General features: G+C 70.2%; 16 protein-coding genes. 8 read left to right on the top strand and 8 right to left on the bottom strand.

All coding sequences use genetic code 11. The features are described 5' to 3' along the window. Nucleotides 1–50 precede the first annotated feature (50 nt). The 3 genes from A3CQ_RS0120535 to A3CQ_RS59225 form a co-directional block, all read right to left on the bottom strand. Nucleotides 51–1,394, bottom strand: a complete 1,344-nt coding sequence (locus A3CQ_RS0120535; protein WP_157296116.1) for a hypothetical protein — start codon at nt 1,392–1,394, stop codon at nt 51–53. A gap of 44 nt (nt 1,395–1,438) precedes the next feature. After that, nucleotides 1,439–1,867 (bottom strand): hypothetical protein, encoded by a 429-nt coding sequence (locus tag A3CQ_RS53520; protein WP_020512830.1) that lies wholly within the window; start codon nt 1,865–1,867, stop codon nt 1,439–1,441. Between the two features lie 151 nt (nt 1,868–2,018). Next, a complete protein-coding gene (locus A3CQ_RS59225; RefSeq protein WP_084699170.1) occupies nt 2,019–2,207 on the bottom strand; it encodes an acyl-CoA carboxylase epsilon subunit in 189 nt (62 codons plus the stop codon). A 102-nt stretch (nt 2,208–2,309) separates the two neighbouring features. Between A3CQ_RS59225 and A3CQ_RS64430 the strand changes: the two genes are divergently transcribed. The 3 genes from A3CQ_RS64430 to A3CQ_RS0120515 all read left to right on the top strand — a co-directional run bounded on the left by A3CQ_RS64430 (nt 2,310) and on the right by A3CQ_RS0120515 (nt 6,013). Further along, nucleotides 2,310–4,961, top strand: coding sequence for a serine/threonine-protein kinase (locus tag A3CQ_RS64430; protein WP_370657615.1), 2,652 nt, complete (start codon nt 2,310–2,312; stop codon nt 4,959–4,961). A 69-nt stretch (nt 4,962–5,030) separates the two neighbouring features. Further along, nucleotides 5,031–5,255: a hypothetical protein gene (locus A3CQ_RS0120520; protein WP_026205945.1), complete on the top strand. Its 225-nt coding sequence runs from the start codon at nt 5,031–5,033 to the stop codon at nt 5,253–5,255. A gap of 23 nt (nt 5,256–5,278) precedes the next feature. Beyond that, nucleotides 5,279–6,013 (top strand): M50 family metallopeptidase, encoded by a 735-nt coding sequence (locus A3CQ_RS0120515; protein ID WP_020512827.1) that lies wholly within the window; start codon nt 5,279–5,281, stop codon nt 6,011–6,013. 13 nt (nt 6,014–6,026) lie between these two features. On the opposite strand, the gene A3CQ_RS0120510 is transcribed toward A3CQ_RS0120515, so the two are convergent. Next, nucleotides 6,027–7,595, bottom strand: coding sequence for an acyl-CoA carboxylase subunit beta (locus tag A3CQ_RS0120510; protein ID WP_020512826.1), 1,569 nt, complete (start codon nt 7,593–7,595; stop codon nt 6,027–6,029). A 123-nt stretch (nt 7,596–7,718) separates the two neighbouring features. On the opposite strand from A3CQ_RS0120510, the gene A3CQ_RS0120505 reads away from it, so the two are divergent. The 3 genes from A3CQ_RS0120505 to A3CQ_RS0120495 are packed head-to-tail and all read left to right on the top strand — an operon-like array spanning nt 7,719 to nt 10,023. Further along, entirely contained in the window at nt 7,719–8,579 is an 861-nt protein-coding gene (locus A3CQ_RS0120505) for a hypothetical protein (protein WP_157296114.1), read from the top strand. A gap of 9 nt (nt 8,580–8,588) precedes the next feature. Beyond that, the gene (locus A3CQ_RS0120500) at nt 8,589–9,455 is read left to right on the top strand and encodes a biotin--[acetyl-CoA-carboxylase] ligase (RefSeq protein ID WP_020512825.1); all 867 of its coding nucleotides are present in this window, start codon (nt 8,589–8,591) and stop codon (nt 9,453–9,455) included. 4 nt (nt 9,456–9,459) lie between these two features. Continuing rightward, entirely contained in the window at nt 9,460–10,023 is a 564-nt protein-coding gene (locus A3CQ_RS0120495) for a PH domain-containing protein (protein WP_020512824.1), read from the top strand. Here the strand turns inward: A3CQ_RS0120495 and A3CQ_RS0120490 are convergent. Genes A3CQ_RS0120490 through A3CQ_RS0120480 form a run of 3 tightly spaced genes read right to left on the bottom strand, consistent with a single transcriptional unit; the run spans nt 9,989 to nt 11,907 of the window. Then, nucleotides 9,989–10,513 carry a GtrA family protein gene (locus A3CQ_RS0120490; protein WP_020512823.1) on the bottom strand — a complete coding sequence of 175 codons (525 nt, stop codon included), beginning with the start codon at nt 10,511–10,513 and terminating at the stop codon, nt 9,989–9,991. The genes A3CQ_RS0120495 and A3CQ_RS0120490 overlap by 35 nt on opposite strands. A gap of 29 nt (nt 10,514–10,542) precedes the next feature. After that, nucleotides 10,543–11,091: a GtrA family protein gene (locus A3CQ_RS53510; protein WP_051115293.1), complete on the bottom strand. Its 549-nt coding sequence runs from the start codon at nt 11,089–11,091 to the stop codon at nt 10,543–10,545. A 51-nt stretch (nt 11,092–11,142) separates the two neighbouring features. Then, nucleotides 11,143–11,907 carry a sigma-70 family RNA polymerase sigma factor gene (locus A3CQ_RS0120480; protein WP_020512821.1) on the bottom strand — a complete coding sequence of 255 codons (765 nt, stop codon included), beginning with the start codon at nt 11,905–11,907 and terminating at the stop codon, nt 11,143–11,145. A gap of 297 nt (nt 11,908–12,204) precedes the next feature. Between A3CQ_RS0120480 and A3CQ_RS0120475 the strand changes: the two genes are divergently transcribed. Both A3CQ_RS0120475 and A3CQ_RS0120470 read left to right on the top strand, forming a co-directional pair. Beyond that, nucleotides 12,205–14,013 (top strand): phosphoenolpyruvate carboxykinase (GTP), encoded by a 1,809-nt coding sequence (locus A3CQ_RS0120475; protein WP_026205943.1) that lies wholly within the window; start codon nt 12,205–12,207, stop codon nt 14,011–14,013. A 168-nt stretch (nt 14,014–14,181) separates the two neighbouring features. Continuing rightward, complete coding sequence (locus A3CQ_RS0120470) at nt 14,182–14,952, top strand: isoprenyl transferase (RefSeq protein ID WP_020512819.1); 771 nt, start codon at nt 14,182–14,184, stop codon at nt 14,950–14,952. Here A3CQ_RS0120470 and otsB read toward each other — a convergent pair. Continuing rightward, nucleotides 14,949–15,755 (bottom strand): trehalose-phosphatase, encoded by an 807-nt coding sequence (gene otsB, locus A3CQ_RS0120465; RefSeq protein WP_020512818.1) that lies wholly within the window; start codon nt 15,753–15,755, stop codon nt 14,949–14,951. The two genes, A3CQ_RS0120470 and otsB, sit on opposite strands and share 4 nt — an antisense overlap. Nucleotides 15,756–15,791: the final 36 nt, after the last annotated feature.

Here is a 15,791-nt window from a genome sequence, read left to right as displayed (position 1 = left end):
GCCGCGAGCGTAAGAGCTCCTACAGCTGCGGCGAATCGGACACGCATTGGTCAGCCGAGTCCGATCGCCGGTCCCGGATCGATGCGCCGGATCTGAGATGGCAACACGACGGGATCGACTCCCTCGGCGGTCTCCCACGGGTTGTCGGGGTCCCAGTGCACACCATCAGTTTCGTCGCGGCGGCCTGCCCGTCGGCCGGCCCCTTGTCCGTACATACCGGTCGAGTGCTGACCGGCTGATACACCCCCGGTGCCGGCGCCGCGCTGCGATCCAAGCGTCCCTTCGCTCTCACCGATCACACCGCCAACCGGGTTGATGCGCCGCATTCCGGCTCGGCCTGCACTTTGCTGACCGAGTGCGCCGCCTGGCATGCCGCCGATGATTCCGCCAGGCGCCATGGTCCGCATCCCGCCCTCGGGAATACGGCCGCCTGATCGCAACAGCCCTTCACTGGGTGCTCCGAGTCCGCGTCCAACGCCGGGCGTGGTCGGGGTCAGCGGCGATGTTCCTCCGGGTAGGAGCCCGGTATTCGGCGGAAGGAGACCGGGATTGGGGAGCGGACCGCCCCCGGTGGGGACGGTTGGGGTGGTTGGGCTGAAACCCGGGCTGGTCGGCGGCGGTAACGTCGGCTGGGCTCCGCCCAGGACGAGTCCAGGCTGCGTACCCGCGCTTGGCGACGTGACCGGCACCCCAACTGTCGTCTGCGGTGAGGTCGGGAAGGTCGTCGCAGTGTGCCTAGACGTAGTCGTGGTGCCGCCCCCGTCGGGGAAGCTCGGCGTGATAGGTGGGAGCAGCGGAGGGACGTAGGTGTCTCCCTCTCGAATGGTCTTCTTCTCGTCGCGCTCGGTTGCGGCTGTATAGGGAGTTGGCTTGATGATTCGGGCTTGGGCTTGGGCTAGGTCTGTGCTCACGGTGCTGAGCAGCCGCGCGGCCTGGACTCGGAGCTCTTCCTGGCGACCGGGAGCGACCGGGGGCTCCTCGCCGCTCGGGCTGGGGGTCGGCGTTGGCGTCGAGCTGCTCTGGGCCTGGTCTTTCTTGGCGGTGAAGGCGTCCAGCGCGGTCTTGTTGCTCTGGTACTCCGCGTAGATTTTGTTCATCTGGACCTGGGCCTGGTAGATCGACCCGGTCGCGGCGGAGATGGCCTCGTGGTTGGTGATCGACGCCTCGTACGTGTCGGAGAGGTTCTTGATGAGCTCGTCCAGGCGGGCCAGGTAGGTGGCCGAGGCGGGGCTCTTCTCCGGGGGCCAGGCGGCCGCGAGGTTGTCTCGGTACTCCTGCACCTGGAAGCGGTGCTCGCTCAGCAGCTCGGCGGATTTCTGCCAGCCGCCGACCAGATCCCACTGGGCGTCGGTGCTGGGGTTCTGAATGAGCTCCTGCATCTTGTCGAGCGTCATCGACTCCCAGGGGGTGCCGCCGCCACCGCCACCTGCGTCAAGCATCAGGAAACCCCCTCGCCGGACTGCTCCGCGGGGATGCCGACCCGGTCGAACGCCTTGTCCACATCGCGCACCTTCGCGTGGGCGAAGGCATCGGAGCCGCTGTACGTCTTACTGATGTCTTCCGCGGCCGTGGCGAAGCCCTGCGTCCCGTTCGCGTAGTTGTACACGTTCTGATGGGCGACGTCGGCCGCCTCGTGGTGGATGAACAGGAACGTGACCAGCTCGATGAACTCGCTCGGCGGGTCGGGCAGCTTGGTCGACATCGCGTCGGTGACCGTGGTGAGGTGGGGCGCGTAGCTGTCCTTCACGTTCGCCGACAGCTTGGTGGCGAACTGCTCCATCGCCTGGATGTCGGCTTCGATCTGGCTGAAGTCGGTGTAGCCGTAATCGCGCAGCCAAGCGGGCCCGCGGTCCTCATCAGGAATCATCGTGCCCTCCCCCGACGGAAGCGGAAGCTTTCAGACGCCGGTCGACCGGCGACGCATAGGTGAGCGTAGTCGGTCAGCGCCAGCGCGGGGGGACCGCTCCGGCGGCTGTGGACAGTCGGAATCGGGGCGTTATCTATCGATGGCTGATGATCTATCGGGGGAGGGCGGAGCCGCGCCAGGAGGACGGACGGATCGATGGGCGTGCGGACCTCAGCCAGGCTGAGGTGGCCGGGGGCGGGGGAGCCGCGTTCGCCGAGGCGGCCAGCACGGCGACCAGCGCGGCCAGCTCAAGATCGGTGGGAGTGCCCCGGACTACGCTGACCAGCGGTTCCTCATCCATCGACCGAGCGTACGACATCGGATTCGGTTGTCCGGTGACACGAATCCCACACTCGGCTGATCGATTCGCTGTGGCTGGACATGACCGGGTATTTTCTGCGTGATGTCTTCTTCTCCCCCAGCCGTTGTCGCTGACCGTTACCGGCTCGTCGCGCCGCTCGGTCAGGGCGGCATGGGCCGTGTCTGGCGGGCGAACGACGTTGTCCTGCACCGCGACGTGGCCATCAAAGAGCTGGTGCCGCCGCCCGGCCTGACGCCGGACGAGCGCAAGGAGATGCGCGAGCGGTCGCTGCGTGAGGCGCGCGCGATCGCCCGGCTCAACAACATCAACGTGGTCCGCGTCTTCGACGTGCTGCAGACGGACGCCGACCCGTGGATCGTCATGGAGTACGTGCCGTCCCGCTCGCTGCAGGACACGCTGGCCGCCGACGGCCCGTTCAACGCGGTCCGGGTCGCCGAGATCGGCCTCGGCGTGCTGGGCGCCCTCCGCGCCGCGCACCGGGCCGGCGTCGTGCACCGTGACGTCAAGCCGGGCAACGTGCTGCTCGGCGCCGACGGGCGGGTCGTGCTCACCGACTTCGGCCTGGCCACCGTGCCCGGCGACCCCAATGTCACCCGTACGGGGCTGGTGCTCGGCTCCCCGGCGTACATCGCTCCGGAGCGGGCCCGCGACGGCACGGCCGGTCCCGCGGCCGACCTCTGGTCGCTCGGCGCCACCCTCTACGCCGCGGTCGAGGGCGCCTCGCCGTTCGCCCGGCCCTCGGCGATCGCCACGCTCGCCGCGCTGGCCACGGAAAATCCGCCGCCCGCGCGCAACGCCGGCCCGCTCAAGCCGGTGCTCAACGGCCTGCTCCGCAAGGACCCGACGCACCGGATCAACGCGGAGGAGGCCGAGCGCCTGCTCAACCGCGCGGCCGGCCGCCGTTCCAAGCTCGCGTTCCCGATGAGCCCCACCATGCGCCGTCCGGGCGTGGGCCGCGACCGCCTCGGCGGCTCGATGGCGCCGACCGGCTCGACGCCGGTGGTTCCGGGGCCCCGGCCGCCCGTCGCACCCGCCCGACCGGTTGATCCGCCGGGTCGTCCTCCCGTCTCGGGTGGCCGCCCGGCGGCCGGCGAGGGCCGGCCGCCGGTCTATGTGCCGGGCAAGGCGCCGGTGGGCCGCACGGGCTCCGACACGCCGGCCAAGGTCGATGGACCCAAGGCCGCCACGCCGCGCCTCGACGCCACGCGGGTCGACACGCCGCCGGTCCAAGACGACAAAACCTCCAAAATCTCCGGCGCCCGTACGCCGGGCCGGCCCCCGGCGTCGGGTCCGAGCCGACGCGGCAGCGCGGAGGACTCCCCGTCCACACGTACGAGCCGGGGCGAAGCCGGTTCGTTCACCGCGGCCGACGTCGCCGCGCACCATCGCGGCAAGGCCGCCCCCGAGCACGAGCAGTCCCTCGCCGAGGCGACCGCCCTGGTCAGCCCCGTCGAGACGCCGCCGGTCGAGGCCACCACCGTGGTCGGCCCGGTCGTCGAGGCCACGACCGTGGTCCCGCCGCCCGTGACCGCCGACGCCACCACGGTCGTCGACGCGCCGCGGCAGCCGCGGAAGAAGGCCGCCACCAAGCAGACGCCGTCCAAGAAAGAACCGGTCGAGGAGAAGGCCGAGGCCGCGAGCCCGCCCGACGCCGCGGTCGAAACCCCGGCGGCGGAGACGACCGAGGCCGAGCCCGAAGACCGGGCCGAGGAGGGCACCGCCGAGGCGGAGACGGCCGAGCAAGAGGAAGAAGAGAAGGCCCGCCCGGAACCGCCCACCGACGAGACCGAGCCCGGGACCGAGCCCGAGCCTGAGACCAAGGCTGAGACCAAGAACGAGGCGGAGACCGAGCACGAGGCGGAGACCCAGCAGGAGGCAGAGCTCGAGCAGGAACCCGAGCCGACCCCGAGCGAAGTTGCCCCCGTCTCCCCGGCGATCAGCCGCTCGACCCGCCCGGCCTGGCGTCCCATGGACGACGTGCGCCCCGCCGCCCGCGGCGGCATCACCGTCTTCGGCACCCGCCTGACCTACCCCCAGGCCGGGATCGGTGCCGGCGTCCTCCTGGTGGTCGTGGTCCTGCTCATCGTGCTGGCCGCCAAGGCCTTCGGCACCGACGACAACCCCGGCAACAAGCCGAACGCAGCGCCCACCGCGACCGGCGCCGCCCAGCCGAGCGCGACCGGCAGCGCCGCCCAGTCGGCCACCACCGGCGGCGCCTCCCAGCAGCCCAGCAACGCGGCCTCCAGCGCCCCGCCGAGCAGCCCTCCGGCCGCCCTGACCCTTCCGGCCGGCTGGAAGATGTACACGCAGCGGGCCACCGGCGACGCCCCCGCCTTCACGATCCCCATCCCGAACGGCGCTGAGATCTCCAACGGCACCGGTTCCGCGATGGAGTTCCGCTGGAGCAACCGCCTGCTGATCGTCGACCGCACCAACTCCCCGCAGGCCGACGCGTACCAGGACTGGAAGAACCAGGAGGCGTCCCGCCGCGGCTCGTACCGCAACTACTCGCGAATCCGGATCGATCGGGTGCAGTACCGTGACTACGACTCGGCCGCCGACTGGGAGTTCACGTACACCAGCAGCAGCGGCAACGCCCAGCACGCCCTGAAGCGGAACATCCGGGTCGACGCCAACGCCGCGTACTCGCTCTCCTGGTACACGACACCCGAGGACTGGGCCAGGTCGCAGAGCGATTTGCAGCTGCTCTACCAGGGGTTTCAGCCCAAGTAACCACACCGATGTGCGTGAAGCGGAGTGAATGGGTACTTCATTCGGCGTCACGGATGGAGGTGCGGTGCCATGAACTGCCGACGACACGGCAGTAAGCCCACAATCGCTCTCTGGATGCTGATCGCGGTCGCCGACCTCGCGATCCTGGCCGCCGCCGTCGGCCTGGCCACCACGGTCCTTATCCTGGCCGGCCTCGTCGCGGCAGCCGGCGGCGTGCTCGCGGCACGCGGTCTCCTGGCCACCGGGCGAGGCAGCGACACCAACACTCGGGTGGTGGCACGCCGACGCGCTTAGCGTGATCGGCTACAGTCCCCCGGGTGTCGATCGACGGTGTGACAGATCTCTGGGACAAGCTGCTCGGCGCTCAGCCGGACCCGCCCGGCCTGCTCGTGCTGCTCACCGCCCTGGCCGGCCTGCTCGCGGTGTCGTTCCGCCCGGTGTGGCGGATCGCCCGCAACGCGGTGACGATCGCCCACGAGGGTGGTCACGCGCTGATGGCGCTGCTGACCGGTCGTCGCCTGCGCGGCATCCGCCTGGAGTTCGACACCTCCGGCCTCACCCTGTCGTCGGGACGCCCGACCGGCCCCGGGATGGTGTTGACCCTCCTCGGTGGGTACATCGCCCCGTCGCTGGTCGGCGTGCTCGGCGCCTGGCTGCTCGGCGGCAACCGGATCACGCTGTTGCTCTGGCTCGCGGTCGTCCTGCTGCTTCTGATGCTGATCAACGTCCGGAACCTGTTCGGCGTGATCTCCCTCGTGGTCACGGGCGCGATCGTCTTCGTCGTGTCGTGGTTCGCGTCCGCTCAGATCCAAGCCATTTTCGCGTACGCCGGAGTCTGGTTCTTGTTGTTCGGGGGTGTCCGCCCCGTCTTCGAGCTGCAGAGTCTCCGCCGGCGCGGCCGCATGCCCGACTCGGACGCCGACCAGCTGGCGCACATCACCCACGTTCCGGCCCTGTTCTGGGTCGGCGTCTTCCTCGTGGTCGACCTGGCGGCGCTGGTGATCGGCGCGTTCCTGCTCGCCGGCCAATGGCTGCCTCAGACCGCGTCGTAAAAACAGCAACGTCCTAGAGCGGGATGTTGCCGTGCTTCTTCGGCGGCAGAGTCTCCCGCTTTGTCCGTAATGTTCGCAGCGCCCGCGTGACCTGCGTCCGGGTCTCCGACGGCTGGATGACCGCGTCCACATAGCCCCGCTCGGCCGCGATGTACGGATTGGCCAGCGTGTCCTCGTACTCCTGAATGAGCTCGGCCCGCCGCTCGGCCGAGTCGATCTCCCCGCGGTAGAGGATGTTGACCGCGCCCTGCGCTCCCATGACCGCGATCTGTGCGGTGGGCCAGGCGAAGTTGAGATCCGCTCCCAAATGCTTCGACCCCATGACGTCGTACGCCCCGCCGTAGGCCTTGCGAGTGATGACGGTGACCTTGGGGACGGTGGCCTCCGCGTACGCGTAAATCAGCTTGGCCCCCCGGCGGATGATGCCGTCCCACTCCTGGGAGGTGCCCGGGAGGAAGCCGGGCACGTCGACGAAGGTGACCACCGGGATGTTGAAGGCGTCGCAGGTGCGCACGAACCGGGCGGCCTTCTCGCTGGCGGCGATGTCGAGCGTGCCGGCGAAGTGCATCGGCTGGTTGGCGACCACCCCGACCGGGCGGCCCTCGACCCGGCCGAAGCCGACCACGATGTTCTGCGCGTACAGCGGCTGCACCTCGAGGAAGTCCTCGACGACGGTCTCCACGACGGTCTTGATGTCGTAGGGCTGGTTCGGCGAGTCCGGGACCAGCGTGTCCAGCGCAAGATCAACCGTCGAAGCGGACAAGTCCGATAGATCCTCGAAGACCACCGGCTCGTCCAAATTGTTCGACGGCAGGTAGGACAGCAGCGCGCGGACGTAGTCGATCGCGTCGTCCTCGTCGGAGGCCAGGTAGTGGGCGTTGCCGCTGCGGGTGTTGTGGGTGCGAGCGCCGCCCAGCTCCTCCATGCCGACCTCTTCGCCGGTGACGGTCTTGATCACGTCGGGCCCGGTGATGAACATGTGCGAGGTCTGGTCGACCATGACGGTGAAGTCGGTGATCGCGGGGGAGTAGACCGCCCCGCCGGCGCACGGCCCCATGATCAGGGAGATTTGGGGGATGACGCCGCTGGCCCGGACGTTGCGGAAGAAGATGTCGGCGTAGAGGCCGAGCGCGACGACGCCCTCCTGGATACGGGCGCCACCGGAGTCGTTGATCCCGATGATCGGGCAGCCGATCTTCATGGCCAGGTCGAGGACCTTGACGATCTTCTCGCCGAAGACCTCGCCGAGGGAGCCGCCGAAGACGGTGAAGTCCTGCGAGAAGACGCAGACCTGCCGGCCGTCGACGGTGCCGTAGCCGGTGACCACCCCGTCCCCGTACGGCCGGTTCTTGTCCAGGCCGAAGTTGGTGCTGCGGTGCCGGGCCAGCTCGTCGAGCTCGACGAACGATCCCTCGTCCAGCAACAGGTCGATGCGTTCGCGGGCGGTCTTCTTGCCCCGCGCGTGCTGCTTCTCGACCGCCCGGGCCGAGCCGGCGTGCACCGCCTCCTCGGTGCGGCGCTCGAGGTCCGCGAGCTTCCCGGCGGTGGTGTGGATGTCGGCCTCGACCGATTCCTGCGGCATCGTCACGGTCTTCCTCACGCTCTCCCGGCTCCGGCGCCGGTCCCGTGGTGATCGTAATCCGGTGGAGGCCGGGCGTCGCTACGGGTGCGTTTCGCACCCAATGCCCTATTCGTTACTCCGGGTGTGACGAACTGGATGACCGGGGCCGGGCTCGCCCTCATCGCCGGTGGCATCGCCACACTGATCAGCTTCCGCTCGATCCTGTTCGGTGGCGGAGGCGAGCGCCGTGCCCGGCGCCGAGCGTCCCGAGCGTCCCGGGAGCCGCGGGCGATCGAGGCACCGCGCCGCCGGCCCGCGCTTCCGGCGGCGGCGCCCGAGCCCGAGCCTCCGAGCGAGGAAACACCGATCGAGTGGTCCCGGCGCGGCCGTCGTGGGCGGCGGCGGGCGCTGGTCACGGCGTCCGGCGGTCGCGGGATTCCCGCCGAGCCGTGGGAGTCCGATGAGGACGAGGGCGGTGGGCTGGCGTCGATCGGCCTGGCGGACGAGGACGACGACCTCGATCTGTGCGCGGAGGTCGACGACGACCAGGTCGACGAGGACCGGGAGGAGGAGCCTCGCCCGGACCGCCACGGCGACCGCGTCGAGGGCTGGGTCCGCCCCGCCTATCAAGAGCCGGACGACGAGCCGCGGCCCGGCGAGTACTGGACGCCCATCCCGGTCGACCTGGCCGGCGACGCCGAGCCGTCGGCCAAGGGCTACGGCTGGCCCCGTCCGGTCGAGCGGCTTCCCGCCGTCCCCGACTACGAGCCGGCCACCGGATTCGACCTCGTCCCAGTCTCCGAGCCCACCGAGGTCGTGCCCGCCTGGCCGGTGAACGACGACCGCCCGGGCCGGATCCGCCTGCCGCGCTCGTGGTCGACCCGCAACGACAAGCCCGAGCGGCGCCGCCCCCGTCCGCGGCCGCGTCCGGAGCCCCCGGCCGACCCGAGCAGCACCGTCTACGTGAGTCGGCATGCCGCCGACCCGCCGCCCCCGCCGGACTAGGCTCGACCAATGCCGGCCTCGCCCTACACCGACCTGGATCGCCCGCCGCTGTCGTCCCGCGGCCTCCAACGAGCCCTGGTCACCCCGGGTGGCTTCTGGACCGGCATCGACCTGCGCCCCGAGACCGGCTCCACCAACGCCGACGCCACCGCGGCCGCGCTCCGGGGCGAGCCCGAGGGCCTGGTGGTGGTGGCCGAGCAGCAGACCGCGGGCCGGGGCCGCCGCGACCGGCAGTGGACGTCGCCGCCGCGCGCCGGCCTCACCCTCAGCGTCCTGCTGCGGCCGGGCCGGGCCGACGATGAGAAGGAGTGGCCGGTCGTCCCCGTCGGGGCGTACGGCTGGCTGTCGTTGCTTGTCGGTGTCGCCCTGCTCGAGGCGGTACGCCGTGTGGCCGAGGTCGAGGCCACCCTGAAATGGCCGAACGACCTGCTGGTGGGCCCGGCCGACCGGCCCGGCAAGGCGGCCGGGATCCTGGCCGAGGTGGCCGGCGACGCCGTGGTCGTCGGGATCGGACTGAACGTGACGACCCGGGCCGAGGAACTGCCGGCGACGACCGGGCTGCCCGCGACCTCGCTCAAGCTGGCCGGCGCGGCCACCACCGACCGCGACCCGCTCCTGCGTGCGCTGCTGCGCGGCATCGCCGGTTGGTACGCGGGCTGGCGCGAGGCCGGCGGCGACGCGGAAATGTCCGGCCTGCTCGCGGCGTACCGGCGGGACTGCGCCACGATCGGCCGCCCGGTGCGGGCACTGCTGCCCGGCGGCGGCGAGGTCACCGGCGAGGCGACATCGGTGGACGTCGACGGCCAGCTGGTGATCCGTACGGCTGACGGCGCCGACCTTCGCGTCTCGGCGGGTGACGTGGTGCACGTACGCTGAGCGCGTGGCGTTCCCGGACGAGGTACTCACCGACGAGGAGGAGGTCGTCCTCCACCTCCACCCGCACTGGAAGACGGCGATCCGCCCGGCCCTGGTCGTGCTGCTGGCCCTGGTCACGACGGCGTTCGCCTGGGTGATGCTGCCGCAGAACACCGGCGGCTTCCTCGGCTTCGGCCTGGTCGCCCTGATCATGGGCTACTACGGCATCCGGTACGGCGCGGCCCCGATCGTGATCTGGCGCTGCACCCACTACGTGGTCACCAACGAGCGGATCCTGCTGCAGGACGGCGTCGTCGCCCGGGAGCGCCGGGACCTGCCGCTGAACCGCATCAACGACCACCTGCTGACCCAGTCCCTGCTGGACCGGCTCTTCGGCTCGGGCACGCTCACGATCGACTCGATCGGCGACCAGGCCGCGGTTCTCACCGCCGTCCCGCACGCCCACCAGCTCCAGACCGCGCTCTACGAGCTGGTCGAGCGCCTGCCGGACGACGAGGACGACGAGGAAGCAGTAATAGAAGAGGAGAAGCCGGTCACCGGGTGGCGTCGAGCTCGGCCTCGGCCGTGATCTCGGCGAGGCCGGCGACCGCGTCGAGGTCGGCCAGCTCGGCCTCGTGACCGTCGACGGGCGGCTTCAGGAAGACGAACGTGCGGTACGCCCAGAACCGGAACACCGTGGCGATCACGATGCCGATCAGCGTGACCCCCATGAACGCCAGCTCGTCGTGCTCCTCGGTGAGGCCGAAGCCGTACTTGCCGATCGCGACCATGCCGGACTGGATGACCATGCCGATCAGGTTGAAGCCGAAGAAGAGGGTGTACTCCCGCCGCAGCGCCGTCCGCGTGTGGTGGCGGTAGGTCCAGTACCGGTTCGCGAAGTACGCCAGCGTGGTGGTCACGACCGTCGCGATGACGCTCGCCTTGACCGCGCCGACCGGCAGCGCGGCCCAGGTGATTGCCATGTAGAGCAGCGTGTTGGCGGCGCCGATGACACCGAAGGCGATGGCCTCGGGGGCGAGGTGGCGCAGGCGCTGCGTCAGCGTGCTGGCTGAAGGCATCAGGCGAACCTTACGGAGAGAGTGGGCGGTCACGCGGAGTCACCAGCGGTCGAAGGCGTAGCAACGTTAGCCGTGTGACGGTCGGGGGTCTGCCCCGCGGAGCCCGGAACGGGGGAAGGTGTGGCGCGGAACACGAACCGCCGGTACGACCAGAAGCGGAACAGTGTGCCGACGGCGGTGCCGATGAGCTGACCCGAGACGTTGTCGGCGAGCGGGGTCTGCAGCGCCGGCCAGATCTGCCCGAGGCCGTAGTGGCTGATCGCGAGGCAGGCGAGGCCGATGCCGAGGCCGATGGCGTTCAGCACGAAGAACAGGGTGTACTGCCGCGCCATGTGGTCGTGGGCGCGGTGCCGCCAGGTCCAGAAGCGGTTGCCCACGAACGCCACCGTCGTCGCGATCACGGTGGAGATCGTCTTGGCGAACAGCGTCTCGATGCCGAGCTGGAGCAGGATGTTGAAGATCGTCAGGTCGATGGCGAACGCGATGCCCCCGACCGTGCCGAACTTGCTGACTTCCCGGATCAAGGCCCGAAGCTTCACGCGCACGCGGGACTGCGGCGCGGGCGGGGTATCGGGCACGCCCCGAGAGTACCGGGGGTTGTCACGGTCCGCAGTTTTCGTTGGCGAGTCTTAACCGGCCCGGTCGGCATGGTGACGCTGGGGGTACGGCCGGTGACGGAGCCCGTCGATCTCGCTGATCTCGGCGAACCGTCCCCGGCAATCGCCGCACCAGCCCAGGTGAGAGCGCATGCGGGCGGCGTCGCGGGCGGCGAGCCGGCCGCGAAGATGACCGCCGAGCCGGTCGCCGGCCCAGCGGCACTCCGGGTGCTCGGCCACGGCGACGTGCTGTTGCAGATAGAGACTGCGCAATCCCTCGCGGGCGCGGTGGGCGAGCACGGCGACCGCGTTCGGCGTCATCCCGAGCATGTCGGCCACCTCGGCCGGGCTGTTGCCCTCGACCGCGGTCTGCCAGAGCACGTCCCGCCATCGCTCGGGCAGTTTGCGAAAGGCGGCCACCGCGTACGACCGCTCGAGCCGGTCGAGCGCCGGATCGGTGAACGGCTGACCCTCGTCGTACCGGGTCAGGTCGTCGGTGAACTCGAGCCGGCGGTCCCGGCGGGCGCGGTGGTAGCAGACATGCCGCATGGTCGTGTGCAGATAGGCGCGGAAGGCGACCAGCGGGCCCCGGCCGGCTCGCAGCGACGCGAACACCTTGGCGAACGTCTCGGCGACCAGGTCGTCGGCGTCGGCCGGATCGTGAGCGAGGCCGAACGCCAGCTGACGGGCGGCGCCGCGGTGCCGTTCGTACAGCGTGCCGTAGGCGGCGGTGTCGCCCGACCGGACGGCCGTCAGCAGATCGGTGTCCGAGTCCGACGCGTCTGCCGGGATCGTCATTCCTGCCCCCAATAGAAGAGGAAAGACCAGATATCCGCAGTTTACGGCGTTTAGTCCGATTTGGGAAAGGGGGCCGAACGGCCGGGTCCGAGACGCCGAAATGGCGATGTTGCGCAGAACTGCGCTGTCCGGCGAAGGATCGATCGTTTGCAAGCAAAGTTTCCGAGGATTGTGCGGTTATCCACAGGAACAACCGATGAACGGCACGTCGGATCGTCTTAGGCTCAGGTGACTCCCATGACGCAGCCGGGCGCCCGGCCCGGCGGTCATTGGTCAGTGCCGACCGAAGGAGATCGCATGCAGCAGCCCCCGACCTCCCATCCCCGCCTGTTGGCATGGGTGGACGAGGTAGCAGCCATGACCACGCCCGACCGGATCGTCTGGTGCGACGGATCCGAGGCCGAGTGGACCGGCATCACCGATGCCCTCGTCGACTCCGGCGCTCTCGTCCGCCTCGACCCGGCCAAGAAGCCCAACTCGTTCTGGGCCCGCACCGACCCCGGTGACGTGGCCCGCGTCGAGGAGCGCACGTTCATCTGCTCGGTCGACGAGGCCGACGCCGGACCCACCAACAACTGGATGGCGCCGGCCGAGATGAAGACGACGATGACGGAGCTGTACCGCGGCTGCATGCGCGGCCGGACGATGTACGTCGTTCCGTTCTGCATGGGCCCGCTCGACGCGCCGCAGCCCATGTTCGGTGTGGAACTCACCGACAGCCCGTACGTGGTCGCCAGCATGCGCATCATGACCCGGATGGGGGCCGGGGTCCTGACGGCGCTCGAAGAGGCCGAGGCCGACTTCGTGCCGGCGCTGCACTCGGTCGGCGCGCCGCTGTCGCCGGGAGAAGAAGACGTTGCCTGGCCGTGCAACGAGACGAAGTACATCTCGCACTTCCCGGAGACCCGCGAGATCTGGTCGTTCGGCTCGGGGTACGGCGGCAACTCGCTGCTCGGCAAGAAGTGCTACGCGCTGCGCATCGCCAGCGTGGCCGCCCGCGACGAGGGCTGGCTGGCCGAGCACATGCTGATCATGAAGCTGACCTCGCCCGAGGGGCAGGTCCGCTACATCGCCGGCGCGTTCCCGTCGGCCTGCGGCAAGACCAACCTCGCCATGCTCGAGCCGACGCTGCCCGGCTGGAAGGTGGAGACGGTCGGCGACGACATCGCCTGGATGCGCTTCGGCTCGGATGGGCGGTTGTGGGCGACCAACCCCGAGTTCGGCCTGTTCGGCGTCGCGCCCGGCACCGACTTCCACACCAACCCGAACGCGATGCGCACGCTGGCCCAGGGCAACTCGGTCTTCACCAACGTGGCGCTGACCGACGACGGCGACATCTGGTGGGAGGGCATGGGCTCGCCCCCGCCGCATCTGACGGACTGGAAGAACCAGGACTGGACGCCCGACTCGACAACGCCGTCGAGCCACCCGAACAGCCGGTTCTGCACCCCGATCGCGCAGTGCCCGATCCTCGCCGACGAGTACCACGACCCGCGCGGCGTGCCGATCGACGCGATCCTCTTCGGCGGCCGCCGCAAGACCACGGTTCCGCTGGTCACCGAGGCGCGCGACTGGGTGCACGGCGTGTACCTCGGCGCCACCCTCTCTTCGGAGACCACGGCGGCCGCGGTCGGCCAGGTGGGCGTGGTGCGCCGCGACCCGATGGCGATGCTGCCGTTCATCGGTTACCACGCCGGCGACTACTTCCAGCACTGGATCGACATGGCCAAGGGCGCGTCCGGCGACGCCGCGAAGCTGCCGAAGGTCTTCTACGTCAACTGGTTCCGCCGCGGCGATGACGGCCGATTCCTCTGGCCCGGCTTCGGCGAGAACAGCCGCGTCCTCAAGTGGATCGTCGAGCGCCTCGACGGCAAGGGCGAGGCCGTGGAAACCGCCATCGGCCACGTCCCCACTCCGAACGCCCTGGACGTGACCGGCCTCGACATCACGCCGGAGGACCTGGCCGCCGTCCTCGAGGTCGACCGCGACGAGTGGCTGGCCGAGATCCCTCAGGTCACCGAGTGGTTCACCAAGTTCGGCGACAAGCTTCCCGCGGTCCTCTGGGCCGAGCTCGACGCCCTCCGAGCTCGGCTCGCCGACGCTTGATTCCCCGCCTCGCTCCGCTTCGGCTTCCCCCGACCGAGGCGGAGCGAGGTGTCTTTCTCCCGCTTCCTTGCCCGTACGCGCCGAGCACGCCTTCTCGCCCACCGTGACAAACGTAATTAACCGCCCGGCCGAGGTCGGTGCCCCGGACGAGAGCTAGGGTTTGGGGCGATGAGTCTGCGGTCTCTGATCTATTCGTTCTATGAGCGGCGCCTGGCCGGGAAGCTGGCCGGTAAGCCCGTGCCCCAGCACGTCGGCGTCATGTGTGACGGCAATCGGCGCTGGGCCAAGGAAATGGGCTTCGTCGACCCCAACGACGGCCATCGGGTCGGCGCCGCCCGGGTCAAGGAGCTGCTCACCTGGTGCGACCAGGCGGGCATCAAGCACGTCACGCTCTACCTGCTGGCCACCGACAACCTGCGCCGCCCGGCCGCCGAGCTCGACCCGCTCGTGCGGATCATCGAGGATCTCGCGACCGAGCTCGCCGAGGACGGCAACCCGTGGCGGCTGCGCATGGTCGGCGCGCTCGACGTGCTGCCCGCCACCACCGCCGCCACGCTGAAAGCGGCGCAGGAAAAGACCCGCGACCGCACCGTCGGCGTCGAGGTCAACATGGCGGTCGGCTACGGCGGCCGGCGCGAGATCGCCGACGCGGTCCGCTCGCTCATGCAGCAGCACGCGGCCGCCGGCGGCACGCTCGAGGAACTGGCCGAGATCCTCGACGTCGAGCACATCGCCGAGCATCTCTACACCCGCGGCCAGCCCGACCCCGACCTGATCATCCGCACGAGCGGCGAGCAGCGGCTCTCCGGCTTCCTGCTGTGGCAGTCGGCCCAGTCGGAGTTCTACTTCCACGACGCCAACTGGCCCGACTTCCGCCGCATCGACTTCCTGCGGGCCCTGCGCTCGTACGCCACCCGCCAGCGCCGTTTCGGCGCCTAAAAGCTCGTGAGACCGTCGGTCAGGAACTGAGCCACCGCGTACGGCGACTCCAGGGTCAGATCGGCGGCGCTGGAGACCTCGGCGCCCGTCTCGGGGTTGGCGACCGCGACGGCCACGCCGAAGAAGCCGGGATCGACCGCCTCGCGGGCGCGCAGCGCGTCGAACGCCTTGATGTCGGACATGTCGTCGCCGAAGTACCACGCGCAGTGCGCGTCGCGGACGCCCTCGGTGATGACCATGCCCTTGTCCTGGTCGACGGGGGGCTTCAGCTCGATCACCATGCGGCCGCCCTGGATCTTGAGGCCGTGCCGCTCGGCCTGCTCGTGGCCCCAGCGCTCGACCTCGCCGCTCAGCTGCGGCGCCGTGCGGTAGTGCAGTGCCACCGAGAGCCGCTTGAACTCCACGAGGATCTGGGGCGGCAGCTCGGCCCGGGCCCGCTCGGCGAGGTCGGACATGGCCGGTATCCAGGGCAGCGCGGCCGGTTCGGTCACCACGGCGCCCTCGTGCCACACTTCGAGCCCGTACAGGCCGTACAGGTCGACGCGCTCCAGGGACGCGAACCGCGACCGCAGGAAGCTCACCGGTCGTGCCGAGACGATCGCCACCCGATGGACGGCGGCCGCCAGGCGCTCGAGCACCCCGGGCACGGCCGGGACCGGCTGTGACGCGTCGGGATCGTCGGTGACCGGCGAGAGGACGCCGTCGAAGTCGAAGAAGAAGGTGGTCTCGGCCGCCCGCTCGGCCGTGACGGCCCAAGCGTCGGCGATGCTCGGCGGATGGTTCGGACGCTGAGTCTCTGCCACGACGTCAGATTACCTGCCGGAAGTCCGGTTGGCGGC

The sequence above is a fragment of the Paractinoplanes globisporus DSM 43857 genome (assembly GCF_000379645.1).
GTDB classification, from domain to species: Bacteria; Actinomycetota; Actinomycetes; order Mycobacteriales; family Micromonosporaceae; genus Actinoplanes; species Actinoplanes globisporus.
Note: the sequence above shows the minus strand (reverse complement) of the source record. Positions and strands in the feature narration are given on the sequence as shown.

Bases quoted from the DNA above. Each gene is read 5' to 3' on its own strand.
- A3CQ_RS0120535 (WP_157296116.1), bottom strand. From the start codon at position 1,394: ATGACGCTCGACAAGATGCAGGAGCTCATTCAGAACCCCAGCACCGAC.
- A3CQ_RS53520 (WP_020512830.1), bottom strand. From the start codon at position 1,867: ATGATTCCTGATGAGGACCGCGGGCCCGCTTGGCTGCGCGATTACGGC.
- A3CQ_RS59225 (WP_084699170.1), bottom strand. From the start codon at position 2,207: ATGGATGAGGAACCGCTGGTCAGCGTAGTCCGGGGCACTCCCACCGAT.
- A3CQ_RS64430 (WP_370657615.1), top strand. From the start codon at position 2,310: ATGTCTTCTTCTCCCCCAGCCGTTGTCGCTGACCGTTACCGGCTCGTC.
- A3CQ_RS0120520 (WP_026205945.1), top strand. From the start codon at position 5,031: ATGAACTGCCGACGACACGGCAGTAAGCCCACAATCGCTCTCTGGATG.
- A3CQ_RS0120510 (WP_020512826.1), bottom strand. From the start codon at position 7,595: ATGCCGCAGGAATCGGTCGAGGCCGACATCCACACCACCGCCGGGAAG.
- A3CQ_RS0120500 (WP_020512825.1), top strand. From the start codon at position 8,589: ATGCCGGCCTCGCCCTACACCGACCTGGATCGCCCGCCGCTGTCGTCC.
- A3CQ_RS0120490 (WP_020512823.1), bottom strand. From the start codon at position 10,513: ATGCCTTCAGCCAGCACGCTGACGCAGCGCCTGCGCCACCTCGCCCCC.
- A3CQ_RS0120480 (WP_020512821.1), bottom strand. From the start codon at position 11,907: ATGACGATCCCGGCAGACGCGTCGGACTCGGACACCGATCTGCTGACG.
- A3CQ_RS0120475 (WP_026205943.1), top strand. From the start codon at position 12,205: ATGCAGCAGCCCCCGACCTCCCATCCCCGCCTGTTGGCATGGGTGGAC.
- A3CQ_RS0120470 (WP_020512819.1), top strand. From the start codon at position 14,182: ATGAGTCTGCGGTCTCTGATCTATTCGTTCTATGAGCGGCGCCTGGCC.